The sequence below is a fragment of the Salipiger mangrovisoli genome (assembly GCF_015223355.1).
In the GTDB taxonomy this organism is placed as follows: Bacteria; Pseudomonadota; Alphaproteobacteria; order Rhodobacterales; family Rhodobacteraceae; genus Salipiger; species Salipiger mangrovisoli.
This window is the reverse complement of the sequence record NZ_JADFFK010000010.1, coordinates 1-24,605: the sequence shown is the minus strand read 5'-3', so window position 1 is coordinate 24,605 and position 24,605 is coordinate 1. Positions and strand designations below refer to the sequence as shown.

The 24,605-nt window shown below is 66.3% G+C and carries 24 protein-coding genes; 18 read left to right on the top strand and 6 right to left on the bottom strand.

The genetic code is table 11. The features are described 5' to 3' along the window. The first annotated feature begins 52 nt into the window (after positions 1 to 52). From frr to lpxB, 12 genes are all read left to right on the top strand, one after another. Positions 53 to 616, top strand: coding sequence for a ribosome recycling factor (gene frr, locus IQ782_RS14260; protein WP_194135330.1), 564 nt, complete (start codon positions 53 to 55; stop codon positions 614 to 616). Positions 617 to 644: 28 nt separating this feature from the next. After that, on the top strand, positions 645 to 1,370 hold the full coding sequence (locus IQ782_RS14255) for an isoprenyl transferase (RefSeq protein ID WP_194135329.1): 726 nt from the start codon (positions 645 to 647) through the stop codon (positions 1,368 to 1,370). After that, positions 1,367 to 2,158: a phosphatidate cytidylyltransferase gene (locus tag IQ782_RS14250; protein WP_194135328.1), complete on the top strand. Its 792-nt coding sequence runs from the start codon at positions 1,367 to 1,369 to the stop codon at positions 2,156 to 2,158. The genes IQ782_RS14255 and IQ782_RS14250 overlap by 4 nt, the downstream gene beginning before the upstream one ends. Before the next feature lie 10 nt (positions 2,159 to 2,168). Then, positions 2,169 to 3,338, top strand: a complete 1,170-nt coding sequence (gene dxr / locus IQ782_RS14245; protein ID WP_194135327.1) for a 1-deoxy-D-xylulose-5-phosphate reductoisomerase — start codon at positions 2,169 to 2,171, stop codon at positions 3,336 to 3,338. A gap of 71 nt (positions 3,339 to 3,409) precedes the next feature. After that, positions 3,410 to 4,756 carry an RIP metalloprotease RseP gene (gene rseP, locus IQ782_RS14240; RefSeq protein ID WP_194135326.1) on the top strand — a complete coding sequence of 449 codons (1,347 nt, stop codon included), beginning with the start codon at positions 3,410 to 3,412 and terminating at the stop codon, positions 4,754 to 4,756. 127 nt (positions 4,757 to 4,883) lie between these two features. Then, entirely contained in the window at positions 4,884 to 5,009 is a 126-nt protein-coding gene (locus IQ782_RS30185; protein ID WP_277347855.1) for a hypothetical protein, read from the top strand. A gap of 81 nt (positions 5,010 to 5,090) precedes the next feature. Next, on the top strand, positions 5,091 to 7,457 hold the full coding sequence (gene bamA / locus IQ782_RS14235; RefSeq protein ID WP_194135325.1) for an outer membrane protein assembly factor BamA: 2,367 nt from the start codon (positions 5,091 to 5,093) through the stop codon (positions 7,455 to 7,457). Continuing rightward, a complete protein-coding gene (locus IQ782_RS14230; RefSeq protein WP_194135324.1) occupies positions 7,411 to 8,067 on the top strand; it encodes an OmpH/Skp family outer membrane protein in 657 nt (218 codons plus the stop codon). The genes bamA and IQ782_RS14230 overlap by 47 nt, the downstream gene beginning before the upstream one ends. A gap of 116 nt (positions 8,068 to 8,183) precedes the next feature. Further along, positions 8,184 to 8,645 carry a 3-hydroxyacyl-ACP dehydratase FabZ gene (gene fabZ / locus IQ782_RS14225; protein WP_194135323.1) on the top strand — a complete coding sequence of 154 codons (462 nt, stop codon included), beginning with the start codon at positions 8,184 to 8,186 and terminating at the stop codon, positions 8,643 to 8,645. After that, positions 8,642 to 9,430, top strand: a complete 789-nt coding sequence (lpxA, locus tag IQ782_RS14220) for an acyl-ACP--UDP-N-acetylglucosamine O-acyltransferase (RefSeq protein WP_194135322.1) — start codon at positions 8,642 to 8,644, stop codon at positions 9,428 to 9,430. The genes fabZ and lpxA overlap by 4 nt, the downstream gene beginning before the upstream one ends. Positions 9,431 to 9,434: 4 nt before the next feature. Further along, positions 9,435 to 10,220, top strand: coding sequence for an LpxI family protein (locus tag IQ782_RS14215; protein ID WP_194135321.1), 786 nt, complete (start codon positions 9,435 to 9,437; stop codon positions 10,218 to 10,220). Continuing rightward, positions 10,217 to 11,374, top strand: a complete 1,158-nt coding sequence (gene lpxB / locus IQ782_RS14210) for a lipid-A-disaccharide synthase (RefSeq protein WP_194135320.1) — start codon at positions 10,217 to 10,219, stop codon at positions 11,372 to 11,374. Before IQ782_RS14215 ends, lpxB begins: the two co-directional genes overlap by 4 nt. 70 nt (positions 11,375 to 11,444) lie before the next feature. On the opposite strand, the gene IQ782_RS14205 is transcribed toward lpxB, so the two are convergent. Next, entirely contained in the window at positions 11,445 to 12,101 is a 657-nt protein-coding gene (locus tag IQ782_RS14205) for an invasion associated locus B family protein (RefSeq protein WP_194135319.1), read from the bottom strand. A gap of 406 nt (positions 12,102 to 12,507) precedes the next feature. Here IQ782_RS14205 and IQ782_RS14200 point away from each other — a divergent pair, with 406 nt between their 5' ends. Together IQ782_RS14200 and IQ782_RS14195 are read left to right on the top strand one after the other, a co-directional pair. Further along, positions 12,508 to 14,082, top strand: a complete 1,575-nt coding sequence (locus tag IQ782_RS14200) for a helicase HerA-like domain-containing protein (protein ID WP_194135318.1) — start codon at positions 12,508 to 12,510, stop codon at positions 14,080 to 14,082. Between the two features lie 10 nt (positions 14,083 to 14,092). Next, positions 14,093 to 14,530: a potassium channel family protein gene (locus tag IQ782_RS14195; protein ID WP_194135317.1), complete on the top strand. Its 438-nt coding sequence runs from the start codon at positions 14,093 to 14,095 to the stop codon at positions 14,528 to 14,530. 140 nt (positions 14,531 to 14,670) lie between these two features. Here the strand turns inward: IQ782_RS14195 and IQ782_RS14190 are convergent, their stop codons facing one another. Together IQ782_RS14190 and IQ782_RS14185 are read right to left on the bottom strand one after the other, a co-directional pair. Then, on the bottom strand, positions 14,671 to 14,787 hold the full coding sequence (locus IQ782_RS14190; RefSeq protein WP_194135316.1) for an entericidin EcnA/B family protein: 117 nt from the start codon (positions 14,785 to 14,787) through the stop codon (positions 14,671 to 14,673). Between the two features lie 44 nt (positions 14,788 to 14,831). After that, complete coding sequence (locus tag IQ782_RS14185; protein ID WP_240989302.1) at positions 14,832 to 16,625, bottom strand: extracellular solute-binding protein; 1,794 nt, start codon at positions 16,623 to 16,625, stop codon at positions 14,832 to 14,834. A gap of 575 nt (positions 16,626 to 17,200) precedes the next feature. Between IQ782_RS14185 and IQ782_RS14180 the strand changes: the two genes are divergently transcribed. The 3 genes from IQ782_RS14180 to IQ782_RS14170 all read left to right on the top strand — a co-directional run bounded on the left by IQ782_RS14180 (position 17,201) and on the right by IQ782_RS14170 (position 20,761). Then, the gene (locus IQ782_RS14180) at positions 17,201 to 17,974 is read left to right on the top strand and encodes a 3-hydroxybutyrate dehydrogenase (RefSeq protein ID WP_194135314.1); all 774 of its coding nucleotides are present in this window, start codon (positions 17,201 to 17,203) and stop codon (positions 17,972 to 17,974) included. 112 nt (positions 17,975 to 18,086) lie between these two features. Then, positions 18,087 to 19,322, top strand: coding sequence for a putative DNA modification/repair radical SAM protein (locus IQ782_RS14175; RefSeq protein WP_194135313.1), 1,236 nt, complete (start codon positions 18,087 to 18,089; stop codon positions 19,320 to 19,322). Beyond that, on the top strand, positions 19,322 to 20,761 hold the full coding sequence (locus IQ782_RS14170; protein WP_194135312.1) for a UdgX family uracil-DNA binding protein: 1,440 nt from the start codon (positions 19,322 to 19,324) through the stop codon (positions 20,759 to 20,761). Before IQ782_RS14175 ends, IQ782_RS14170 begins: the two co-directional genes overlap by 1 nt. Positions 20,762 to 20,763: 2 nt before the next feature. Here IQ782_RS14170 and IQ782_RS14165 read toward each other — a convergent pair whose 3' ends face one another. From IQ782_RS14165 to IQ782_RS14155, 3 genes are all read right to left on the bottom strand, one after another. Next, entirely contained in the window at positions 20,764 to 21,459 is a 696-nt protein-coding gene (locus IQ782_RS14165) for a DUF502 domain-containing protein (protein ID WP_194135311.1), read from the bottom strand. 92 nt (positions 21,460 to 21,551) lie between these two features. Further along, entirely contained in the window at positions 21,552 to 22,469 is a 918-nt protein-coding gene (locus IQ782_RS14160) for a pseudouridine-5'-phosphate glycosidase (RefSeq protein ID WP_194135310.1), read from the bottom strand. Further along, positions 22,466 to 23,359, bottom strand: coding sequence for a PfkB family carbohydrate kinase (locus tag IQ782_RS14155; protein WP_194135309.1), 894 nt, complete (start codon positions 23,357 to 23,359; stop codon positions 22,466 to 22,468). Before IQ782_RS14155 ends, IQ782_RS14160 begins: the two co-directional genes overlap by 4 nt. Before the next feature lie 114 nt (positions 23,360 to 23,473). Between IQ782_RS14155 and IQ782_RS14150 the strand changes: the two genes are divergently transcribed. Then, positions 23,474 to 24,484 carry an NADP-dependent oxidoreductase gene (locus IQ782_RS14150; RefSeq protein ID WP_194135307.1) on the top strand — a complete coding sequence of 337 codons (1,011 nt, stop codon included), beginning with the start codon at positions 23,474 to 23,476 and terminating at the stop codon, positions 24,482 to 24,484. Positions 24,485 to 24,605 lie beyond the last annotated feature (121 nt).

The window sequence follows — 24,605 nt, the reverse complement described above, 5'->3', positions numbered from 1 at the left end:
CTCTGGCTTAGAACGCCTTTTAACCGGAATGACTTGAACGGGCAGAACCAACATGTCTGAAGAATTCGAACTCGACACCGCCGACCTGCAACGCCGCATGGATGGTGCCATGTCCAACCTGCGCACGGAATTCGCCTCGCTGCGCACCGGCCGCGCCTCTGCCTCGATGCTGGAGCCCGTGCAGGTCGACGCCTATGGCTCGATGACCCCGATCAACCAGGTCGGCACGGTCAACGTGCCCGAGCCGCGCATGGTCACCATCAACGTCTGGGACAAGGGCCTGGTCGGCAAGGTGGAAAAGGCGATCCGCGAGAGCGGTCTTGGCATCAACCCGCAGCTCAACGGCACGATCATCATGCTGCCGATCCCCGAGCTGAACGAGGAGCGCCGCCGCGATCTCACCAAGGTCGCGGGCCAATATGCCGAGCACGCCCGTGTCGCAATCCGCAACGTGCGTCGCGACGGCATGGACCAGATCAAGAAGGCCAAGGCCGACGGCATGTCCGAGGACGACCAGAAGCTCTGGGAATCCGAGGTGCAGGACATGACCGACAGCTACATTAAGAAGGTCGACGCCGCGCTGGAGACCAAGCAGGAAGAGATCATGCAGGTCTGAGGCGGAAACGCCCAAGCGAGGAGGGCCGATGCCCAAACCGATCCGAGACGGCAGAGGCCCGCGCCACGTGGCCATCATCATGGACGGCAATGGCCGTTGGGCGACCCAGAGGGGCCGCCCTCGGCTTTTCGGCCATCACGCGGGCGCCAAGCGGGTTCGCGAGATCGTCGAGGCCTGCCCCGATGCCGGGGTGAAATACCTGACGATCTTCGCCTTCTCGACCGAGAACTGGAAGCGCACCCAGACCGAGGTGGCGGGGCTGATGAGCCTGTTCCGCCGCTACATCCAGAAGGAAGCACGCGCGCTTTTCGCCGAGAACGTGCGGGTGCGCTTCATTGGTGACCGGGTGAAGCTCGACCGCAAGCTGATCACCCTGATGGACGAGCTTGAGGTGATGACCTCGGGCTGCACCGGGGTGAACCTGACCATCGCCATCAACTACGGCGGCCGCGACGAGGTCGCCCGCGCGACGCAACGGCTGGCGCAGGATGTCGCGGCGGGCAAGCTCAGTCCCGAAGATGTCAACGAAGAGACCTTGCCGAAATATCTTGATACCTGCGTGCTGCCCGATCCGGATCTGGTGATCCGCACCTCGGGCGAGGCGCGCATCTCGAACTTCCTGCTGTGGCAGTCCGCCTATGCGGAATACGAGTTCGTCGACACGCTCTGGCCGGATTTCTCGGCCGCGGAATTCTCGTCCCTGATCGGCAGCTACGGGCTGCGCGAACGGCGCTACGGCGGTGTGAAGGCATGACCTCGGCACGCTGGAGCGACCTTGGCCCGCGCATGGCGTCGGCGGCGGTTCTGATCGTCGTCGCACTGATCTGCGTCTGGCTGGGCGGCATCTGGTGGCGGATCGCCATCTCGCTGGCCTGCGGCGGCATGGTCTGGGAACTGGTCAACATGGTGGACACCAACCGGCGCAAGTCGGCGAGGCTGCTTGCCGTCGTCGCCGGGGTCTGCGCGCTGGCCTCGGTCTACCTGCCGCCGGCCTTCGCGCTGCCGCTGCTGCTGCTGCCGTCGATGGCCGGGTTCGGCCAGATGGAGCGCGGCGGGGTCACCTATTCGGTCTTCACCGCGATGATCATGCTCGCCGGCTACGGCATCATGTCGCTGCGCTCGGATTTCGGGCTGACCTGGATGCTCTGGATGGTGACCGTGGTCGTGGTGACCGACGTCGCCGGCTATTTCGCCGGTCGCGCCATCGGCGGGCCGAAGCTCTGGCCGCGCGTCAGCCCCAAGAAGACATGGTCCGGCGCCACCGCCGGCTGGATCGGCGCGGGCATCGTCGGCGCTCTCTTTGCCATCTACTCGCGCGAGGCGGGCTTCGGGCTGGTGGGGGTCTCGATCGCGATTTCCATGGCCAGCCAGATCGGTGACATCGCTGAAAGCTCGGTCAAGCGCCGCGCCGGGGTCAAGGACAGCTCGAACCTGCTGCCCGGCCACGGCGGCCTGCTCGACCGCTTCGACGGCATGCTGGGGGCCGCGCTCTTCCTGCTTATCGCCGGGCAGATCGTCGACTTCCCGCCCGGCGTGGAGTGAGACCGGTCCAATGAGACGCATTTCCATCTTCGGCGCGACCGGCTCGATCGGTCAGAGCACGCTCGACCTGATTTCGCGCGATCCCGAAAGCTACCATGTCGTTGCCCTGACGGGCGGCAAGAACGTCGCGCAACTTGCGAAGGACGCTCGAAAGTTCGGTGCAGACCTTGCAGTGACCGCGGAGCCGGCGCTGTTGCCGGAGCTGCGTGCACGGCTTGCCGGCTCCGCGGTCGAGGCCGCGGCCGGTCCCGAGGCGATCATCGAGGCAGCAGGCCGCCCGGCCGATTGGGTCATGTCGGCCATCGTCGGCGCGGCAGGTCTCGCACCGGGGCTGCGGGCGCTTGAAAAGGGCGCGACGCTGGCTTTGGCGAACAAGGAAAGCATGGTCTGCGCCGGTCCGCTGGTGCTGCGCACCGCGCAGGCCCACGGCGGGCGGGTGCTGCCGGTGGACAGCGAGCATTCGGCGGTCTTCCAGGCGCTGATCGGCGAGGACATGAGCCGCGTCGAACGGGTGATCATCACCGCCTCAGGCGGGGCGTTCCGTGACTGGCCCATCGAAAAACTGGCCGAGGCGACCCCCGAGCAGGCCGCGACCCACCCCAATTGGGCGATGGGGCAGCGGATCACCATCGACTCCGCCTCCATGTTCAACAAGGCTTTGGAAGTCATAGAAACCAAAGAGTTTTTTGGACTAGACCCCGAGAAGATCGAGGTTGTCGTGCACCCCGAGAGCATGATGCACGCGTTGGTCGGCTTCTGCGATGGCGCGCTGATGGCGCATCTCGGACCGCCCGACATGCGCCATGCGATCGGTTTCGCGCTGCACCATCCACAGCGCGGGCTGCTGCCGGTCGAGCGGCTTGACCTGGTCAAGCTCTCGCAGCTCACGTTCCGCCCGGCCCGCGAGACCCGCTGGCCTGCGCTGCGGCTCGCGCGCGAGGTGATGGCGGCGGGCGGGCTTTCGGGCGCGGTGTTCAACGCCGCCAAGGAGCAGGCGCTGGATGATTTCATCGCCAGGCGCATCGGCTTCCAGGACATGGCGGTGATCGTCGAGCAGACGCTGGAGCGGCTCGCGGCGGACAGTGCCGTCACAAGCAGCGAGATCACCCTTGATAACGTGCGTGCGGCTGACCATCTCGCACGGGAGACCGCGCGCGAGCTGACGCTGCAACACCATTGATGACGGCCGCCGTGCGCCGGTGATACGGCCCGCCGCGGGACAAGAAGAAACGATTTGAAAGGGCAGGGCCTTTGGAAGTCACCCAGCTGATCCCGCAGTTCGGGAGCGTCATCTGGACGCTGCTTGCGTTTGTCGTCGCGCTGTCCGTGATCGTCGCGATCCACGAATACGGCCATTACATCGTCGGTCGGTGGTCCGGGATCCATGCCGATGTCTTCTCGCTGGGCTTCGGGCCGGTGCTGTTCAGCCGCGTCGACAAGCGCGGCACGCGCTGGCAGATCGCGGCGCTGCCGTTTGGCGGCTACGTGAAGTTCAAGGGCGACGACAATGCCGCCAGCGGCACCTCGGACGCCGAGGCGCTGGCCCCGATGAGCGCCGAGGAGCGCCGCAAGACCATGACCGGCGCGCCGCTCTGGGCCCGTGCCGCCACGGTCGCCGCCGGTCCGGTGTTCAACTTCGCGCTCACCATCCTGCTGTTCACCGGCATCTTCATGGTGCAGGGGCAGGTCTCGGAGCCGCTGACCGTCGGCAATCTGCGCCCCATGCCCAGCGTGCAGGAGTTGCAGGAAGGCGACGTGCTGCTCGAGATCGAGGGAACGGCGACGCCCGCGTTTGACGACGCCGAGGGCTTCGAGGCGTTCCTGAAGGGGCTGCCGCTGCAGAACTCGCTGACCTACACCGTGGAACGCGGCGGCGCGCGCCAGGACGTGACCGGTCCCTATGTCTATCCGCCGCTGGTGTCGCAGGTCGTGCCGCGCTCTGCCGCGAACGAGGCCGGCATGGAGCCCGGCGACGTGATCATGTCGATCGACGGCGTTCCGATCTTCGCCTTCGACCAGCTCAAGCAGCGCGTCGAAAGCTCGGACGGGGCGACGCTTGGCCTCGAGGTGTGGCGCGACGGCGAGATCCTCGATCTGGCGATGACCCCGAAACGCACCGACGAGCCGCTGCCCGATGGCGGCTACCACGCGGTGTACAGGATCGGCATCGTCGGCGGCATCTTCTTCGAGCCGGCGACCTCCACCGTTGGCCCCGTTGATGCGATGAAAGGCGCGGTGAGCCGCACCTACAGCATTGCCGCCGGATCGCTCTCGGGCCTGTGGCACATGATCGCGGGCAATATTTCGTCGTGCAACCTGTCCGGTCCGATCGGCATCGCCGAGACCTCGGGGGCGATGGCGTCTCAGGGCGGGCAAAGCTTCCTGACCTTCATCGCGGTGCTGTCGACCGCCGTGGGCCTGTTGAACCTCTTCCCGGTGCCGGTACTCGATGGCGGGCACCTCGTGTTCTTCGCCTACGAGGCGGTCACCGGCAAGCCGCCCTCGGAACGGGCGCTGCGCGCGCTGATGTCCGCGGGGCTGGTGCTGATCCTCGGGATGATGGTGTTTGCGCTGACCAACGACCTCTTCTGCCCCTGATCGCCGCCACGGCGACAGATCGGACAAGGCCGGGCGGGAAAATCTTCTGCCCGGCCTTTTTCGCCCTAAATCCGCCATGATGGCCGTGTAGCCGCGTTCAGGACCACATGCTTTTGCGGGGGCAGGGATGCAGACTTTTCACGACGGCTATCGCGGCCTTGGGCTGCTTCTGACGATCAACTGGGACCGGCTGTTCTTCGCCGTGGTGATTTTCGCCGCGTTGTATTTTGGCGCCTTCCTGGGAACTCTTTGACCCGTCGCAGTTTCGTCTTTTGACAAGATGACCTACACCCGCTACTCACAATAAAAAAACACGGCGGAGTGGACAGCGAGCATGAGCATCGGGCAGAAGTCGGGCAGGCCCCGCGGCAAATCTTACGCGCATCGCGCAGGCGTTTCGGCCCTCGCGCTTTCCCTTGCGGCAGCGGTGGCCTTCACGGCGTTGCCAGAGGCGGTGCAGGCGCAATCCTACGCATTCAACGACGTCCGTATCGAGGGCAACGAGCGGATCGAATCCGGCACCATCCTGAGTTATGCGGGGATCGCACGCGGCGAAACGGTGAGCGCCGGGGAATTGAACTCGGCCTACCAGCGCATCGTGGAGTCCGGTCTGTTCGAGAGCGTCGAGATCACGCCGCAGGGCAACACTCTGGTGATCGAGGTCACCGAGTTCCCGACCGTCAACCAGATCGCCTTTGAAGGCAACCGCCGGCTGAAGGACGAAGACCTCGGCTCGATCGTCAAGACCAAGTCGCGCCGCGTGTACAGCCCGCGGCAGGCCGAGCAGGATGCTCAGGCGATCGCCGACGCCTACCTGCAACAGGGCCGTATCGCCGCGCAGGTGACGCCGAAGCTCATCCGCCGCTCGAACAACCGCGTCGATCTTGTCTTCGAAGTCTTCGAAGGCGGTGTGACCGAGGTCGAGCGCATCGGTTTCGTCGGCAACCAGGCCTTCTCTGACAGCCGCCTGCGCCGCGTCATCGAGACGAAGCAGGCCGGACTTCTGCGCGCCGTGATCCGCAGCGACACCTACATCGAGGATCGGATCGCCTTCGACCGGCAGCTGCTTCAGGATTTCTACGCCTCGCGCGGGTATGTGGATTTCCGCGTTACCGGCGTGAATGCCGAGCTTTCGCAGGAGCGCGACAGCTATTTCCTGTCGTTCAACGTCGAAGAGGGCCAGCAATTCGACTTTGGCCGTATCGGCGTGGCGAGCGAGCTTCCCGAGGTTGACCTCGCCGCCTTCCGGAGCGCGTTGAGCCTGAAGCCGGGTGCGGCCTATTCGCCCGCCGAAGTGGACAAGGAAATCATCCGCCTTGAGCGCCTTGCGACCAAGCAGGGCCTCAACTTCGTGCGCATCGATCCGCAGGTCTCGCGCAACGACCGCGCGCAGACTCTGGACGTGACCTTCAACCTGACCCGCGGGCCGCGCATCTTCGTCGAGCGCATCGACATCGAGGGCAACACGACGACGCTCGACCAGGTCATTCGTCGCGAATTCAACGTCGCCGAGGGCGACCCGTTCAACCCGCGCGAGATCCGCGAGACCGCGGAGCGCATCCGCGCGCTTGGCTATTTCTCGGACGCCGAGGTCAATGCCCGCGAAGGCTCGACCCCGCAGCAGGTGATCGTCGATGTGAACGTGACCGAGAAGCCCACCGGCTCGATCGGCTTCGGCGGTTCCTATTCGACCACCGATGGCCTTGGGGCCTCGATCAGCTTCGCCGAGCAGAACTTCCTCGGTCGCGGTCAGCGCCTGTCGTTCGGGATCAACACCGCGTCGACCAACCAGAGCTACACGTTCAATTTCGTCGAACCGGCCTTCCTGGGCCGCGACGTGGCGTTCGGGCTGGCGCTGAGCTATCGCGAGACGTCGTATGACAGCGCCGATTACGACACGGCCACCGGCATCTTCCGGCCCAGCCTGACCTTCCCGATCTCGGACAATGGTCGTCTTGGCCTGCGTTACACCTACCGCTACACCGACATCACCGATTACGACGAGGATGTCGTCGGCAACGTGGTGATCTCGGAAGCCGAGGAAGACGCGCGCAACGACCATATGCTGGGCTATACCTTCAGCTATGACACCCGGCGCGAGGGTCTCGACCCGAACAAGGGTTACCTGCTCGAGTTCGGTCAGGACTTCGGCGGTCTTGGCAGCGACAACAACTTCATCCAGACCGATCTGCGCGCCATCGCGCAAACGCTGGTCTGGAACGAGGAAATCACCCTGCGCGCGACCTTCCAGGCGGGGGCGATCAACTACCTCGACGGTGACAGCCGGGTGACCGACCGCTACATGATGAACGAGAACATCATGCGCGGCTTCGAATACGCCGGGATCGGCCCGCGCGAGTACAACGACGACGAGGACATCGATTCCCCGCTCGGCGGCAACTACTACGCCGCCCTGCGCTTCGACGCGGAGTTCCCGCTTGGCCTGCCCGAGGAATACGGCATCACCGGCGGTGTCTTCTACGACATCGGCTCGGTCTGGGGCCTGTCCGACGACACCATCGCGAAGGCCGGTGACAACGAGGTCCTCTACAGCGATTTCACCGCGCGTTCGTCGGTCGGCTTCTCGGTCTTCTGGGATTCCGTCCTGGGGCCGCTGCGGCTGAACTTCTCGACCCCGGTGTCGAAGGAAGAGCATGACAACGAGCAGAACTTCAGCCTCTCGGTCTCGAGCACCTTCTGAGCGGAGGGCGCGCAGCCTGCTGCGCGCCGCCATCCTTCTGCTGTGCGCGGGGACAGGCCCCGCGCTGGCGCAGGAGGCGATCCGCCCCGGCATCGTGCAGAGCCCCATCCTGACGGTCGAGATCGACAGGCTCTACGCCGACAGCGATTTTGGCAAGCAGGTCTCGGAACTGCTCGACGCCACCGGCACCGAGATCGCCGCGGAGAACCGGCGCATCGAAGCCGAGCTGACGGCCGAGGAGAAATCCCTGACCGAGAAGCGCCGGACCATGGATCCGGTGGCGTTTCGCAAGCTGGCGGATGCTTTCGACATCAAGGTCCAGGAACTGCGCGACGCGCAGGACAGCAAGGCGCGCACGCTTGGCAACCTGTCCGAGGAGCGCCGTCGGCAGTTCATCTCGAAGGCCGAACCGATCCTCGCCGAACTGATGCGCGACGCCGGGGCCGATATCATCCTCGATCAGCGGACGGTGTTCCTGTCCACGAACTCGATCGACATCACCGATATGGCCATCGCGCGGATGAACGAGATGCTGCCCGATCCGGAGCCGCTGCCGGATCTGTCCGGCGCCGTCACCGGCCCCGCGGACTCCGCGCCGTCCAAGCCCTGACCGGCGGCGCTGTTTCAACCTGTTGCATCCCGTGACGTCGCAAAGACCGCGCCGCTTGCCCCGCGCCGCCGGGATTGCTAGGGGAAGGGCGACTTTTTCCTTTTGAAAGGCCGACGATGACCGAGACGCTTCTCAGCGCTGACATCCAGCTGATCCAGCGCATCCTGCCGCATCGCTACCCGTTCCTGCTCGTCGACAAGGTCGTGGAGATCGATGGCACCAGCTCGGCCGTGGGCATCAAGAACGTCACGATGAACGAGCCGCATTTCCAGGGCCACTTCCCCGGTCTGCCGATCATGCCGGGCGTGACCATCGTCGAGGCCATGGCGCAGACCACCGCAGTGATGGTCGGCGTGGCGCTCGACCTCGCCGACAAGGACCTGAAGGTCTATTTCATGGGCATCGACAAGTGCAAGTTCCGCCGCAAGGTGGTGCCGGGCGACGTGCTCAAGATGAAGGTCCGCACCCTGCGCGGCAAGCCGGGCGGCAAGGTCTGGAAGTTCGAGGGCATCGCCGAGGTCGATGGCGAGCTGGCCTGCGAGGCCGAATTCACCGCGATGATGGACCTGCCGGCGTGACCGAGGCAGTGATCCATCCCAGCGCCTATGTCGAAGAGGGCGCGCAGATCGGCGAGGGCTGCAAGATCGGCCCGTTCTGCCACGTCGGCCCCGAGGTCGTGCTGGCGGCAAACGTTGAGTTGAAGAGCCACGTGGTGGTCACCGGCCGCACCGAGATCGGTGAGGACACGGTGATTTTCCCCTTCGCGGTGATCGGTGAAATTCCGCAGGACCTGAAGTTCCGCGGCGAAAAGACCGCGCTCGTCATCGGCAAGCGCAACCGCATCCGCGAGCACGTGACGATGAACGCCGGCACCGACGGTGGCGGCGGCGTCACCCGTGTCGGCGATGATGGCCTGTTCATGGCCGGCTGCCACGTGGCGCATGACGCGCAGGTCGGCGACCGGGTGATCCTGGTGAACAACTCGGCGCTGGCCGGGCATTGCGTGATCGAGGACGACGTGATCGTCGGCGGTCTGTCGGGCGTGCACCAATGGGTGCGCATCGGCCGGGGCGCGATCATCGGCGCGGTCACCATGGTGACGAACGACGTGATCCCCTACGGCCTCGTCCAGGCACCGCGCGGCAAGCTCGACGGGCTCAACCTGGTCGGCCTCAAGCGCCGCGGCGTGAGCCGGGCGGACATCACCGCGCTGCGCGCCGCCTTCCAGATGCTGGCGCAGGGCGAAGGTGCCTTCGCCGAACGCGCCAAGCGCCTCGGCGATGAGACCGAAAGCGAGTACGTGCGCGAGATCGTCGCCTTCATCCTCGGTGACAGCGACCGCCACTTCCTGACGCCGGGCTGACCCCATGCTGGCGCTGATCGCAGGGCAGGGCGATCTGCCTCGGGCGGTGCTCGAGGCGCTGCCCGAACCGGCGCTGATCTGCGCCATGGAAAGCTCGCCTCCCGACCGGGTCGCCGCGGACCACCTGTTCCGGATCGAGAAGCTCGGCTCTTTCCTGCGCTGGCTCAAGGCGCAGGGGGTGACGCGCGTGTGCATGTGCGGTGCGGTGGGGCGGCCCGAGGTCAGGCTCTCGCGGCTCGATCTGCCGACCCTGCTGCTGGTGCCGAAAATCCTTCGTGCGCTGAAGCGCGGCGACGATGGCGCGCTGCGCATCGTCATCGGTCTGCTCGAAGACGCAGGATTCGCGGTGGTGGGGGCGCATGACGCCGCGCCGAGCCTTCTGCCGGAGGCCGGTGTGCTGACGCAGGCCCGTCCCGGCGAAGGGGCGGCTCAGATGGCCAGGCTCGCGGATGCGGTGAGTCACCGGCAGGGGCTCGAGGACCTGGGCCAATGCTGTGTCATTTCCGGTGGAGAGGTGGTGGCGCGCGAGGACCATCGCGGCACGGACGCCATGCTGGGCGAGCTGCCTCCGGTGCCGGGCGGAATTTTCTACAAGGCACCGAAGCCGGGACAGGAGCGCCGCGCCGACCTGCCTGTCATCGGGCCGAACACCGCCGTCGGCGCAATCCGCGCCGGGCTTGCCGGGATTGTTATCGAGGCGCAGGGCGTCATGGTGCTCGACCGCGCGGCGGTCATAGAAATGCTGGATGCCGCAGGGCTTTTCCTGTGGGTACGGGAGCGGGACGCATGAAGGTCTTCATCATCGCGGGCGAGCCTTCGGGCGACAAGCTGGGCGGCGCGCTCATGCAGGGGCTGAAGACGCTGGTCCCCGACGTCAGCTTCGAGGGCATCGGCGGCGAGCGCATGCTCGAGGAGGGCTTGCAGAGCCTCTTTCCCATGGACGAGATCTCGATCATGGGGATCACCGAGATCCTGCGCAACTACGGCGCGCTCAAGGCGCGCATCCGCCAGACCGCCGAGGCGGTGGTGGCCGCCAAGCCCGACGTGCTGATCACCGTCGATCTGCCGGAATTCTCGCTGAGGGTCGCCAAGCTGGTGAAGGCCGCTTCAAGCATCCGCACCGTGCATTACGTCGCCCCGACGGTCTGGGCCTGGCGTCCGGGCCGGGCGGCGAAGATGGCGAAACACATCGACCAAGTGCTGGCGCTGCTGCCTTTCGAGCCGCCCTACATGGAGGCGGCCGGGATGCGTTGCGATTTCGTCGGACACCCCGTTGTCACCGACCCGCAGGCGAGCCAGTCCGAAGAGGCCGAGTTTCGCCTGCGCCATGGCATCGGCGATGCGCCGCTCTGCCTGATCCTGCCGGGCTCTCGCCGGTCCGAGGTCTCGCGGCTTGGTCCGGTCTTCGGCGCAGCGCTGGCGCGCGTGCAGGAGGCCCGCCCCGAGCTGCGCTACGTGCTGCCGATGGCCGCGCCGGTTGCCGAGCTGGTGCGAGAGACGGTGCAGGGCTGGTCTGTCGATCCGATCCTGCTCGATCCGCGCGGACAGGGCGAGGCGGGCAAGGCCGAGAAACGCGCCGCCTTTGCCGCTGCCGACGTGGCGCTTGCCGCCTCTGGAACGGTTGCGCTGGAGCTTGCAGCGGCCAATACGCCGATGGTCATCGGCTACGACATGGGCTGGCTGTCGCGGCAGATCATCGGGCGGCTGATGCTGGTCGACTCGGTGAACCTGGTGAACCTGGTGGCAGAAAGCCGGACAATCCCCGAGTACATCGGCGATGCCTGCCGTCCGGGTCCGATCGGCGATGCGGTGCTGCGGGTGCTCGAGGCACCGCAGGAGCAGACGCAGGCAATGCAGCTCACCATGGAGCGGCTCGGCAAGGGCGGACCTGCGCCGGGGATGCGTGCCGCCGAAGCGGTGCTGGCCGGCCTGCACGACGCCTGAGACCCCGAAATGCCATGAAAAAACCCCGGCGAGCGTCGCCGGGGTTCTTTTGCTCGCGTTCGACGAGAGGTTACTGGCGCAGCGCGCTGGCCTCTTCGTAGCCGGCGGTGAAGCCCGAGAGCGACATGTCCAGCGTGACCTTCTGATCGGGTGCCAGCGCCGGCACGATGGTGATCGTCGCACCCTTGCCAGCCTTGAAACGGCTCACGTCTTCCTCGGTGAAGCCGACGCGGGCGTAACAGCCGACCGGGGTGCAGAAGGAGAAGTCGTAGCGCTTCGCCTGACCGCCATCCACGGCGATGGTCAGCTTCTGGGTGAGCAGCGTCTCCAGCGGCACGACGAAGGTGCCACCCGCTGCGACCTGGCCGCCGTTGGCGACGCGGAACAGGCTGACCTCGGCGACGTTGTTGCCATCGCCATCCTGCAGAAGCTGGTACATCTGGCACGGATCTTCGGCATCGCTGCCCTCGGGCGCGCGCAGGCACTGCAGTTCCCAGGAGCCATGGGTGGCCTTCACATAGGTCTCGGGCTGCTGCTGGCCGGGTGCCGCCGGTGCTGCGCCGTTGGCATCCTCGCCAAGCGACAGTCCGCCCGCGGCAACAGTCCCTTCGGTCTGGTCTTCGGCGGGCGCGTCGCTCGACGGCGCGGCATCCTGCGCGTAGGCCGGCAGTCCGGCCAGCGTCGCGGCGAGCGGCAGAAGGCGCAGGATTTGAAGAGGTCTGAACATGGGTCCCCCTGAACGGTCATTTTGTTTCAATGCCCGCTTATCATGCGCACAAAGCGGTGTCAGTCGGGAATTCTGAAGCTTCACGAGAACGGCAATAAAGCGCGAAAGCCATTCATCCAAAAGAGAAAAGGGACCCTGCGGTCCCCTTTCCCTTGCTCCCTGTCGGACCGGCCGACTTTGTCATTGCCGAGACGCTACGAAACTCTTTCCCACCGGTCAACAGGGTTTGCAACGGCGAGGCTTCACTTTTGTGCAAAAGGCCGCGCCCGTGATACGGACGCGGCAAGTCAGACAGGGAGGAAGTTTGCCCGAGGCAGGAGAGGACATGGTGCCCCGAGCAATTTTCATACTGGCAGCAAAGAGTTAAGATTGTATGCTCGGAACGACAGGGCAGCGGAGACAGGCGATGAGCGATGACGTTTTTGTAGGCGGCGGCGGCGAAGCCTATTCGGAAAAACAGTTTCTTGGCCTGAAGTACGGCAACCGTCACGGGCTCATCGCCGGGGCTACGGGCACCGGCAAGACGGTCACGTTGCAAATTCTCGCAGAGGGATTTTCCGCCGCGGGCGTGCCGGTCTTCCTGTCGGACGTGAAGGGCGATCTATCGGGACTCTCGCGGCCCGGTTCCGAAAGCGCGGATCTCCACGCGCCTTTCATGGAGCGCAACGCAAAGATCGGCTTCGACACCTTTGCCTACAGCGGATACCCGGCGGTGTTCTGGGACCTCTTCGGCGCCAAGGGCCACCCGGTGCGCACCACCGTGGCCGAGATGGGTCCGCTTCTGCTCGCGCGGCTGCTGGAACTCACCGAAGCGCAGGAAGGCATCCTCAACATCGCCTTCCGCCTGTCGGATGAACAGGGCCTGCCGCTGCTTGACCTGAAGGACCTTCAGTCGCTGCTGGTCTGGGTCGGGCAGAACGCCAAGGATCTCAGCCTGCGCTACGGCAATATCTCGACCGCCTCGGTCGGGGCGATCCAGCGCCGGCTGCTGGTGCTGGAAAACCAGGGCGGCGCGCGGTTCTTCGGCGAGCCGGCGTTGGAGCTTGCCGACCTGATGCGCTGCGCGCCGGACGGGCGCGGCCATGTGAACATCCTTGCCGCCGACGCGCTGATGGGCGCGCCGCGGCTCTATGCGACCTTCCTGCTTTGGCTGCTGTCGGAGCTGTTCGAGGAACTGCCCGAGGTCGGCGATCCCGACAAGCCCAAGCTGGTGTTCTTCTTCGACGAGGCGCACTTGCTGTTCGACGACGCCCCCAAGGCGCTGGTCGACAAGGTCGAGCAGGTGGCGCGCTTGATTCGCTCCAAGGGCGTCGGCGTCTACTTCGTGACGCAGAACCCGGATGACATCCCCGAGGACATCCTCGGCCAGCTCGGCAACCGGGTGCAGCATGCGCTGCGGGCCTTTACCGCCCGCGACCGCAAGGCGCTGAAACAGGCCGCCGAGACCTACCGCGAGAACCCCGCCTTCGACACCGAGACCGCGATCCGCGAGGTCGGCACCGGCGAGGCGGTGACCTCCTTCCTGCAGAAGAAGGGCGTTCCGGGGATCGTGCAGCGCACGCTGGTGCGCCCGCCGGCTTCGCAACTCGGGCCGATCACTGATGCCGAGCGCACCGAAGCGATGGATGCCTCGCCGCTGAAGGGGAAATATGACACGCCGGTCGATCGCAACTCGGCGCATGAGATGCTTCAGGCGCGCGCCGAGGCTGCTGCTGCTGCGGCGGAAGAGGCCGAGACGCAAGGAGACGTGCAGGCGGCGCTGGACGAGGAGATCCGGGACTACAACAGGGCCAGGCGTTACGATCCGACGCCCCGCGCAGAGCCGCGCAAGAGCAGCCCGAGCAAGCCGCGCAGCACCCGCTACAGCGCCCCGGACAGCCTCGGCGAGGCGCTGGGGCAGGCGGTGCTGAAGGAGCTCTCGGGCACCACCGGCAAGCGGCTGGTGCGCGGTATCCTCGGCAGCCTGTTCAAGGCGCGCTAGGGCGGCCGGGATGGGGATGTGGGCGCAGATCGCGCTGGGAACGGGGTTGCTGTGCCTCTGCGCGGGGGTCCAGATATGGATCGTCGCGCGCACCGCGCCCCGGCTGCTCGGTGCCATTGCGCGGATCGAGGCCCACAGTGGTCCGCTGCGGCTCTTCGCGCTGATCTGCGCGGCCTTCGGCGCCATGGTGCTGGCGCATACGCTGCAGATCTGGCTCTGGGCCGCCAGCTTCCGGCACCTGGGCGCGTTCGAAACCCTGCCCGAGGCGTTCTATTTCGCCGTGGTCAGCTACACCACATTGGGCTACGGCGACGTCACGCTGGACGCGGGGCTGCGCATCTTCGGGGCCTTCGCGGCGATCACCGGGCTGCTGACCTTCGGGGTCAGCACGGCTTTTCTTCTGGCGGTGCTGACGCGGTTGCATCCGGGGCTGCGCGACACGCGCTGAGCCGGATGCAGCACAGGGCGCGGAACGGGAGCGCAGACTGAGGGCGCAGACCGGGGGCGTTGCCCCCGGACCCCCAGGATATTTCCGCCTAGAAGAAGGGGCCGGCGCCGCCCTGGGGGACGCTCAGACCCCGTGGACGCTCAGAACCAGCTGTCCACCGTGCGCGAGGCCCGCGAGACATCCTGGCCGAAGCCGTCGACGGTGCCGCAGGCGGCGAGGGGCGCGGCCAGGAGGGCCAGGAGAAGGAAGCGTTTCATACTGTCTGCTCGTCGTTCGTTGGTCTTGTTGATCTTCGGATGGCTCAGTTCTTGTCGTCCCACCACCAGGCGTTGGGCTGCCAGTCGATCCAATCGCCGTAGACCGGCGTGGGCTCGGCGAATGTCAGCTCCTTGGCGTGGGCGATCCAGCTCTGATTCCACTCGTACGTGGGGATGACATATCGGCCAGCGGTGAGCACCCGGTCAAGCGCGTGGGTGGCCGCGAGAAACTCCTCGCGGCTGGTGGCGGTCAGCAGATCCTCGATCAGCGCGTCGACCGCCGGGCTTTTCACCCCCATGAGGTTGCGCGAGCCTTCCTGGTCGGCGGCGGCGCTGCCCCAGTAGAGACGCTGCTCGTTGCCCGGCGAGAGCGAGATGCCGCGGCGGAACCAGGTCATGTCGAAATCGAAGCTGGCGCTGCGGGCGTTGAACTGCGCGGAATCCACCGTGTCGACGCGCACCTTGATGCCGAGACGTTCCAGCGCCTGCACGTAGATGTCGATCATCGAGCCGGCCTCGGTCTCGCCCTGCGGCAGCACGATGTCGAACTGGAAGGGCTGGCCCTCGGGGGTCATCATCACCCCGTCCTGCACCGTGTAGCCCGCCTCCTGCATCAGCTCCATCGCCTTGCGCAGGCCGGCGCGGTTGCGCGCCGAGCCGTCGCCCTCGGGCATCTCGTAGCCCTCGAGCGTGCCGGGCAGCAGGCTGTCGGCGAAGGGGGTCAGCAGCTCTTTCACCCGGCCGGTGGCCGGGCCGGGCTGCATGGCCAGCTCGGAGTTCGAGAAATACGAGGTGATGCGCGGCTGGCGGCCGCCGGTCAGCGTTTCGTTGATGTACTCGAAGTTGAACAGCTGGATCATCGCCTCGCGCACGCGCCAGTCGTCGAAGCCGGGGCGGCGGGTGTTCATCACGAAGCCGGTCATCCCCGAGGGGCGGCCGTGCGGGATCACCGATTTCACCACGTCGCCGTTCTGCACCGCGGGGAAGTTGTACTGGCTCTCCCACTTCTCCGAATTGAGCTCGCGGTTGGAGTTCAGCAGCCCGGCCTTGAAGGCCTCGAACATGGCAGTGCCGTCGCCGAAGAATTCCATGCGCACCTCGTCGAGGTTGGCCTGGCCCTTCATGAAGGGCACGTCCTTGCCCCAGTAGTCGGGATTGCGCTTGAGCGAGACGTAGCGGCCGGCCTCGAAGGCGTCGACGACATAGGGCGCGGTGGTGATCGGCACCACGTCGAGCCCGGAGGCGGCGAAATCCTTGCCCTCCCATTGCGCCTTCTTGAGGATCGGACGCATGCCGACGATCAGCGCCAGTTCACGGTCCTGCACGTTGAAGCTGAAGCGCAGGCTGTGCTCGCCGGTCTGCTGGATGCTCTCGATGCGGCTGTAGGTGCCCTGGTAGCGTGGGTGACCTTCGGTGCCGAGCGTGTTGAAGCTCCAGATCACGTCCTCGACCGTCACCGGCGTGCCGTCGGAGAACTTCGCCTCGGGGCGCAGGGTGAATTCGACCCAGTCGCGCTCGGGTGAGGTCTCGACCGTCTCGCAGATCAGGCAATAGAGCGTGAAGGGCTCGTCCCAGCTGCGGCCCATCAGCGATTCATAGGCCAGGAAACGCAGCTGCCAGGGCACGGTGCCCTTGAGAATATGCGGATTGAGGCTGTCAAAGCTGCCGACTTCGCCGGTTACGATGCGGCCGCCCTTGGGCGCCTCCGGGTTGACATAGGGCAGGTGATCGAAGTCCGCGGGCAGGGCAGGGGCGCCATACATGGCGATGCCATGCATCGGTTCCGCCGTCGCCGCGAATCCGGTGAACAGCGCCAGCGCGGTCAGCGCGGACGTCATCGGAGATAATTTGAAATGAATTGCGGCCATTGGAGAAACCGTCCTGCTCTGCCCTTGTTTTCTTGGTTTTCGAGCCTACCGGGGCTTTTACGTCTTTTCAAACTTTTAGGTTGGACTCCGGCAGCAAAGCGCGTATAAAGACATCACTGCTCGATAGGTTTCTTGCCTGTATGAAACCTGCCTCAATGACTGAACGCCGGCCTCGTGCCGGCGTTTTTTTTTGGTTTTGCACGACCTTCCGGGAGGGACCTGTCGTCCGGTGCAGCCAAGACATTGCAGAAATGGCCAGCCGGACAAGACGATCTCGCGCCTCGCTGTGGTGGCGCGCTGCTGACGGAGTAGACGTAGGCGTCGGTGTGCGACGGTGCGCCGAGCCATACAGGGCAGTGCGGCTCTTGCCTAGGGGGACCAGCGAAGTTCGCCCCTACGAATCCGTGATGACGTTGCGAACACGGGCTTGCAGCTTCGGGCGGGATGTCAGAGCAATGGCGGGGGCGGGACGCGGGAGGTCTGGGCCTTCTGACCCCAAACGGCGGCGTGCCATGTCGGTGCCGCACATTTCGAGGAGTTTTCGCATGTCTCTCAAGGGCAAGACGGCTGTCGTCACCGGATCGAACTCGGGCATCGGGCTCGGCGTCGCGCGCGAACTGGCGCGGGCGGGCGCGTCGGTGGTGCTCAATTCCTTCACCGACCGCGACGAGGACCATCAGCTGGCCGCGGATATGGCCCGGGAGTTCGGTGTCGAGGTGCGCTACATTCAGGCCGACATGTCCAAGGGCGACGACTGCCGCGCGCTGATCGAGAAGGCCGGGGCCTGCGACATCCTGGTGAACAATGCCGGGATCCAGCACGTCGCGCCGATCGACGAGTTCCCGGTCGAGAAATGGGACGCGATCATTGCCATCAACCTGACCTCGGCCTTCCACACCACCGCCGCCGCGCTGCCGATGATGCGCAAGGCGGGCTGGGGCCGGGTGGTCAACATCGCCTCGGCGCACGGGCTCACCGCCTCGCCGTTCAAGTCGGCCTATGTCGCGGCCAAACACGGCATCGTCGGCATGACGAAGACCGTGGCGCTGGAGACGGCCAAGGAGGCGATCACCTGCAACGCCATCTGTCCGGGCTATGTGAAGACGCCGCTGGTCGAGGCGCAGATCCCCGACACCGCGGCCAAGTACAACATGAGCGAGGAAGAGGTGATCGAGAAGGTCATCCTCGAGCGTCAGCCGTCGAAGGAATTCGCCACCACCGAGCAAATCGGCGGCACGGCGGTGTTTCTCTGCTCGGACGCGGCGGCGCAGATCACCGGCACGACGATCTCCGTCGACGGTGGCTGGACGGCGCTCTGACCCGGTGCTGACCCAGCCCTGAACGGCCCGGCGGGGACACTTCGGCGTGAGCTGGACGTCCCCGCCCAAGCGGACCATTGATCGCGGGTTCATGTGAACATATCATGAACGCATGGCAAGAATGACCCTCGATCAGAAGCTCGCGATTCTTTCCGACGCGGCGAAATACGACGCCTCCTGCGCTTCGAGCGGGGGGCAGAAGCGCGACTCGCGCGATGGCAAGGGCATCGGCTCGACCACCGGCTCGGGCATCTGTCACGCCTACGCCCCGGATGGGCGCTGCATCAGCCTGCTGAAGATCCTGATGACGAACTTCTGCATCTACGACTGCGCCTATTGCGTGAACCGGGTCAGCAGCAATGTCACCCGCGCCCGCTTCACCCCCGAGGAGGTGGTGACGCTGACGCTCGAGTTCTACCGCCGCAACTACATCGAGGGGCTGTTCCTGTCCTCGGGCATCATCCGCAGCCCCGACGAGACCATGTCCGACATGGTGCGCATCGCCCGGATGCTGCGCACCGAGCATTATTTCCGCGGGTACATCCACCTCAAGACCATCCCAGACGCGGCGCCCGAGCTGATCGAGGAGGCGGGGCTCTACGCCGACCGGCTGTCGATCAACGTCGAGCTGCCCACCGACCGCGCGGTGAAGGATTACGCCCCGGAAAAGGACCCGGCGCAGATCCGCCGCGCCATGGCTGATGTGCGGCTGAAACGCGAGGCGGGCAAGGAGCGCAGCTTCACCGGCAAGCGCCCGCCACGCTTTGCCCCCGCCGGGCAGTCGACGCAGATGATCGTCGGGGCCGACGGGGCGGATGACACGACGATCCTGCGCACCTCGACCCGGCTCTATTCGGGCTACAAGCTGCGGCGGGTCTACTACTCGGCCTTCTCGCCGATCCCCGACGCCTCGGCCGCGCTGCCGCTGATCAGGCCGCCGCTGATGCGCGAGCACCGGCTCTACCAGGCGGACTGGCTGCTGCGCTTCTACGGCTTCGAGGTGGACGAGATCGCTTCGGCCACCAAGGGCGGCCATCTCGACCTCGAGATCGATCCCAAGCTCGCCTGGGCTTTGTCCAACCGGCACCTGTTCCCACTCGACGTGAACCGGGCCGAGCGCGAGATGCTGCTGCGCGTGCCGGGGCTGGGGACCAAGACCGTGGCGCGGATCCTCACGACACGCCGCCACCGCACGCTGCGCTATGACGACCTGCGGCGCATGGGGGCGAACCTGAAACAGGCGAAACCCTTCATCACGCTGCTCGACTGGCGGCCGCGCGCCCTGGGCGATGCCGCCGACCTGCGCGCCCGCTTCGCGCCGCCGCCCGAGCAGCTGTCGCTGTTCTGATGCGCCGCGTGAGCCTGCCCGAGACCGGCACCTTTGAGGCCTGGCGCAACGAGGCGCGGGACCTTCTGGGCGCAGGCGTGCCGCCCGAGGAGCTGCTCTGGCAGCGCGGGCAGGGCGAGGGCGATCTTTTCGCCGAGGCGTTGCCGCCGGTCAGCGGCGCGCCGGTCTCGGTCCCGCGCGGCTTCGTCGATCTGGCGCGGCTGGTGGTCTGGCACCGCGATCCCGAACGTTTCGCCCGGCTTTACGCGCTGCTCTGGGCACTGCGGCGCGAGAAGCGCCTGCTCGAGGATCGCGGCGATCCGCGGGTCGAGAAGCTGACCCGCATGGCCAAGGAGGTCAGCCGCGACCGCCACAAGATGACCGCCTTCGTCCGCTTCCGCGAGATCGGGCAAGCTGGTGCCAACCGCCGCAGCTTTGCCGCCTGGTTCGAGCCGAGCCACTACATCCTCGAACTGACCGCGCCGTTCTTCGTGAAGCGTTTCGGCGACATGGACTGGGCGATCTACACCCCCGACCTCTCGGCGCATTTCGAGGGCGGCGCGCTGCGGCTTGCGCCCGGCGCGGCGCGACCCGATCTGCCCGAGGATGCCGCCGAGGATCTCTGGCGCACCTATTTCCGCAACATCTTCAACCCGGCGCGGGTCAAGCTCAAGGCGATGCAGGCGGAGATGCCGAAAAAATACTGGCACAACATGCCCGAAACGCGGCTGATCCCAGAGATGGTCGCCACCGCGCAGGCGCGGGCGCGCGAGATGGCAGAGGCGGCGCCGACGCTGGCGCCGAAACGCGCCGGGCGGATCACCTCGCGTCTGAGAGAGGTGCCGGACGGACCGAACGACGGCGCGGTGGGCGACCTTTCCGACTTGCGCCGCGCGCTCGATGGCTGCCGCCGCTGCCCGCTCTGGCAGGACGCGACGCAACCGGTGCCGGGCGAGGGGCCGCAGGAGGCCGCGCTGATGATCGTCGGGGAACAGCCGGGGGATCTCGAAGACCTCGAGGGGCGGCCCTTCGTCGGCCCGGCCGGGCAGCTGTTCGACGTGATCGCCGGCCGGGTGGGGCTCGACCGGCGCGAGGCCTATGTCACGAACGCGGTGAAGCACTTCAAGTTCACGCCGCGCGGCAAGCGGCGGATCCACCAGGCGCCGAACCGCGGCGAGGTGCAGCACTGCCGCTGGTGGCTCGATATCGAGCGGAGCCGGGTGAAGCCGAAGCTGATCCTCGCCATGGGCGCGACGGCGGTGGAAAGCCTGACCGGCGATCGGCGGGGGCTCATGGATCGGCGCGGCAGCATCGAAGTGGCGCAGGACGGCACGCCGGTGCTGATCACCCTGCACCCGTCCTACCTGCTGCGGTTGCCGCAGGCCGAACGCCCGGCGGCAGAAGCGCTTTACGAGGCCGATTTGCGCAAGGCGACAGAGATGCTTGCCCGCCTTGACTGACCTCAGCCGGCGCGGCGCACCGGCTCGACCTTGGGCTTGTCGCCGGGCTTCTCGGGCGGGTAGACGAGGCCCGCCGAGATCACCAGCTTCGCGGCGTCCTCGATGGTCATCTCCAGCTCGACCACATCCTCGGCGGGGAAGTAGAGCAGAAAGCCCGAGGTCGGGTTTGGCGTGGTCGGCACGAAGACCGAGATCAACTCTCCCATCACGTCCGACCGCGCGAGGATCTCGCCCTTGGCCGGGGTCGAGATGAAGCCGATCGCCCAGATGCCCTTGCGCGGATATTGCACCAGGCAGGCCTTCTCGAAGCTGCGCTCGGACTGGGCAAAGACCGTTTCGGCAATCTGCTTGATGCCCGAATAGATCGAGCGCACCACCGGGGTGCGATCCACCAGCGTTTCCGCAAAACGGATGAGCGAGCGGCCAATCAGCCCCTTGGCCACCCAGCCGACGACGATGGTGAAGACCAGGAAGAAGATCACACCCACGCCGCGCAGGTTGATCCCGATGTATTCCTCGGGATTGAAGCGCTGTGGCACCAGCGGCAGCACGAAGCCGTCGACCCAGCCAAACAGGGTCCAGATCAGCCAGATTGTCAGGCCGACCGGCGCGATCACCACCAGCCCGGTCAGGAAGCTGGCCCGCAGGCTCGCGAAGATGCCGGGGCGGCGGGGCTTGTCGTCGAAGGGGGTGTTCATTCGTGTTCCGGAGAAAGAGGTGTTCCGAAACAAACTAGGCACTCGCGCGCCGCTTCACAATGGGCGCGCGAGACTGTGATCCGTGCTGTGGCTTACGCAGCGGGCAGGGCGCTCATTTCTGCCGCGATGGCGGCCCCGAGACGGGCGTTGTTCAGCACCAGCTGGATGTTGCTGTCCAGCGAGCGGCCCTCGGTCAGCTCGAAGATGCGCTGCAGCAGGTAGGGCGTCACGGCCTTGCCGTGGATGCCGTGGGCATTGGCATCTTCCATGGCGCGCTGGATGATCGGCAGCATGGTCTCGCGCGGGATCTCGGCGCTTTCGGGGATGGGGTTGGCCACCAGCTGGCCGCCGGGCAGGCCGAGCGCGCCGCGCATCCGGTGCGCCTCGGCGATCTGCCTTGCCGTGTCGAGCCGCAGCGGCGCGGCGATGCCGGCCTCGCGCGACCAGAAGGCCGGCAGCTGGTCCTGACCGTAGGCGATCACCGGAACGCCAAGGGTTTCAAGCACCTCCATCGTCTTCGACAGGTCGAGAATGGCCTTGGCCCCGGCCGCGATCACGGTCACCGGCGTCTGCGCCAGCTCCTGCAGGTCGGCGGAGATGTCGAAGCTCTGCTCGGCGCCGCGGTGCACGCCGCCGATGCCGCCGGTGGCAAAGACCTCGATGCCCGCCAGCCGCGCCGCGATCATCGTCGCCGCGACGGTGGTCGCGCCGGTGCCGCCGCGGGCCATGCAGACGGCCATGTCGGCGCGCGAGAGCTTGGCCGCATGCTTGGTCTGCGCCAGCGCTTCGAGCTGCGTCTCGTCGAGGCCGACGCAGAGCTTGCCCTCGAGCACGGCGATGGTCGCCGGGGTGGCGCCGCCGTCGCGGATGGTCTGCTCGACCTTGCGCGCCATCTCGAGGTTCTGCGGCCAGGGCATGCCGTGGGTGATGATTGTCGATTCCAGCGCCACCACGGGCGCACCCTTGGACAGGGCCTCGGCGACGGGGGCGGAAAGATGCACGAGGGTCATGAAGTCACGTCTCCGGATACGTAGGTTGCGGCGGCGGCCAGCGCTTCATGCAACGCCGTCGCACGCTCCGCGCCGCGCAGTTCGGCGGCGATATGGGCCGCCATGAAAGTGTCGCCCGCGCCGGTCACGCGGGTGACCAGAACTTCGGGCGGGCATTCCGAGATCACCCCCTCGGAGGTGGCATCCGACGCGGGCTTGCCGCCATCGGTGACCAGCGCCCGCGACGCGCCGCGCGCCACCAGGGCTCTGGCGGCATCGCTGGAATTGTCGAAGCCCTGCATGCAGAGCAGCCCGGCTTCCTCGAGGTTGACGTAGAGCACGCCGCGACCGGCCCGCAGGAAGGGTGTCAGCCGTTCGGCCTTGCCGGGGCTCGCCGGGGCGATGCGCAGGTCGGCGGCGGCAAAGGCGGGCAGGCGGACGATCTCTTCCAGAAGGCCCAGCGTCAGGTTGCCATCGAGCGCGACCGGACCTGTCCAGGGATCGTCCGAGGTGCCGAGCGGCCCGTCGATCAGCGGCGCGAGGATGCGCGCGCCGGATTGCTCCAGCGAATGGGCGTCGGCGATCGCCGCAATCAGCCCGTTCGCACCTTCGACCGCCATATACATGTCGGTCGGCAAGTCCTCGGAACGATATAGAAATTCCGTGATGCACCCAAGCCGCTCGCAGGCATCCACAAGTTCGTGGCCATTGGGGTCCTGGCCGACCGCGCTGATCAGGCCTGGGCGCAGCCCGAAGCGAGTCAGGGTCATCGCGATGTTCATCGCAACGCCGCCGGGCAAGCGGGTGATGCGGCCGGGCACGTCGGAGCCCTGGCGCATGTGGCTGGCGGATCGGCCGATCACGTCCCACAGGACGGAGCCGATGCAGAGGATATCGGGGGCGCTGCTCATGCTGTCCTTGTGACCGAGGGACCGAGCCGGGGCAAGAGGATTGATGCGTTGGCGGCCGACTGCTACGCCATCGGAGAAAAAGCGCGAAATCAGCACCATAGAGGGAGGCTGGAGATGATGAACCGCAGATGGGTGCTCGACCATTACCCGCAGGGCGCGGCGACCGCCGATGTCTGGCGGCTCGAAGACGTGCCCGTTCCGGAGCTGATGCCGGGCCAAATTCTGGTGAAAACGCAATGGCTTTCACTCGATCCTTACATGCGTGGGCGGATCAGCCCCGGTGCCAATTACACCGCCGGGGTTGCGCCGGGAGGCGTGATGCAAGGCGGCGGCGTCGGCGAGGTGATCGCCTCGGCGCATCCGGCCTGGAAAAGCGGCGACCTGGCGGAGAGCATGGAGATGGGCTGGCAGACCCACGCGGTGCTGAACCCGGATCTTCCGGGGGCGCAGGCCACCAACCGCGTGCCCGACGGCATTCCGCCGCAGGCGGCGCTCTCGTGGCTCGGGATGCCGGGCCTCACGGCCTATGTCGGGCTGACCGAGATCGGGAGGCCGCTGCCGGGCGACACCGTGGTGGTCTCGGCCGCATCCGGGGCCGTCGGTCAGCTCGTGGGCCAGATCGCCAAACTCATGGGGGCGCGGGTCGTGGCCATCGCGGGAAGTGACGAGAAACTGAACTATTGCAGAGAGTTGGGATTCGATGTTGCGCTCTCTCACCGTGACCCGCAGATGGCCGAAAAGCTGGCCGAGGCCTGTCCGCGTGGAATTGACGTGTTCTGGGACAACACTGGCGGGCACATCCACGACACCGTTCTCGCACAGCTCGCGACACGGGCGCGCGTGGTGATCTGCGGGCGCATCGCGGTTGTCGACAAGCCTGCGAGCGAGGACATCGGGCTGCGCGCCAGCGCGCGGCTGATCGTGACGCGCGCGCGGGTCGAGGGGTTGGTTGTTTTTGACTGGTGGCACAAGCGCACCGAGGCGTTCCGGCACCTTAAGGATTGGCAGGCCGAGGGCCACATCCGCTACCGCGAGGACGTTCTTCAAGGGTTCGAGCGCATGCCAGAGGCGTTCCTGCGCATGATGAGTGGTGCGAACAACGGCAAGCAACTAGTCAGTATTTAAACAGAAAATCCCCACGGAAGAGGTATCCGTAGGACATCCGTGTGTGTTGCAACCAAGTTGAAATGTCACCGCGTCTGCAAAGCAGGAATGTCATCAGGTGGCGTGACGTGAGCAAAGCCTG

Coding starts and splice junctions, on each gene's coding strand:
- IQ782_RS30185 (WP_277347855.1), top strand. CDS start 4,884: ATGCAGACTTTTCACGACGGCTATCGCGGCCTTGGGCTGCTTCTGACG.
- IQ782_RS14205 (WP_194135319.1), bottom strand. CDS start 12,101: ATGTTCAGACCTCTTCAAATCCTGCGCCTTCTGCCGCTCGCCGCGACG.
- IQ782_RS14215 (WP_194135321.1), top strand. CDS start 9,435: ATGCTGGCGCTGATCGCAGGGCAGGGCGATCTGCCTCGGGCGGTGCTC.
- IQ782_RS14230 (WP_194135324.1), top strand. CDS start 7,411: ATGACAACGAGCAGAACTTCAGCCTCTCGGTCTCGAGCACCTTCTGAG.
- IQ782_RS14185 (WP_240989302.1), bottom strand. CDS start 16,625: ATGACGTCCGCGCTGACCGCGCTGGCGCTGTTCACCGGATTCGCGGCG.
- dxr (WP_194135327.1), top strand. CDS start 2,169: ATGAGACGCATTTCCATCTTCGGCGCGACCGGCTCGATCGGTCAGAGC.
- IQ782_RS14200 (WP_194135318.1), top strand. CDS start 12,508: ATGAGCGATGACGTTTTTGTAGGCGGCGGCGGCGAAGCCTATTCGGAA.
- IQ782_RS14165 (WP_194135311.1), bottom strand. CDS start 21,459: ATGAACACCCCCTTCGACGACAAGCCCCGCCGCCCCGGCATCTTCGCG.
- bamA (WP_194135325.1), top strand. CDS start 5,091: ATGAGCATCGGGCAGAAGTCGGGCAGGCCCCGCGGCAAATCTTACGCG.
- IQ782_RS14150 (WP_194135307.1), top strand. CDS start 23,474: ATGATGAACCGCAGATGGGTGCTCGACCATTACCCGCAGGGCGCGGCG.
- IQ782_RS14195 (WP_194135317.1), top strand. CDS start 14,093: ATGGGGATGTGGGCGCAGATCGCGCTGGGAACGGGGTTGCTGTGCCTC.
- IQ782_RS14175 (WP_194135313.1), top strand. CDS start 18,087: ATGGCAAGAATGACCCTCGATCAGAAGCTCGCGATTCTTTCCGACGCG.
- lpxB (WP_194135320.1), top strand. CDS start 10,217: ATGAAGGTCTTCATCATCGCGGGCGAGCCTTCGGGCGACAAGCTGGGC.
- fabZ (WP_194135323.1), top strand. CDS start 8,184: ATGACCGAGACGCTTCTCAGCGCTGACATCCAGCTGATCCAGCGCATC.
- frr (WP_194135330.1), top strand. CDS start 53: ATGTCTGAAGAATTCGAACTCGACACCGCCGACCTGCAACGCCGCATG.
- IQ782_RS14170 (WP_194135312.1), top strand. CDS start 19,322: ATGCGCCGCGTGAGCCTGCCCGAGACCGGCACCTTTGAGGCCTGGCGC.
- IQ782_RS14155 (WP_194135309.1), bottom strand. CDS start 23,359: ATGAGCAGCGCCCCCGATATCCTCTGCATCGGCTCCGTCCTGTGGGAC.
- IQ782_RS14180 (WP_194135314.1), top strand. CDS start 17,201: ATGTCTCTCAAGGGCAAGACGGCTGTCGTCACCGGATCGAACTCGGGC.
- IQ782_RS14255 (WP_194135329.1), top strand. CDS start 645: ATGCCCAAACCGATCCGAGACGGCAGAGGCCCGCGCCACGTGGCCATC.
- IQ782_RS14250 (WP_194135328.1), top strand. CDS start 1,367: ATGACCTCGGCACGCTGGAGCGACCTTGGCCCGCGCATGGCGTCGGCG.
- IQ782_RS14190 (WP_194135316.1), bottom strand. CDS start 14,787: ATGAAACGCTTCCTTCTCCTGGCCCTCCTGGCCGCGCCCCTCGCCGCC.
- IQ782_RS14160 (WP_194135310.1), bottom strand. CDS start 22,469: ATGACCCTCGTGCATCTTTCCGCCCCCGTCGCCGAGGCCCTGTCCAAG.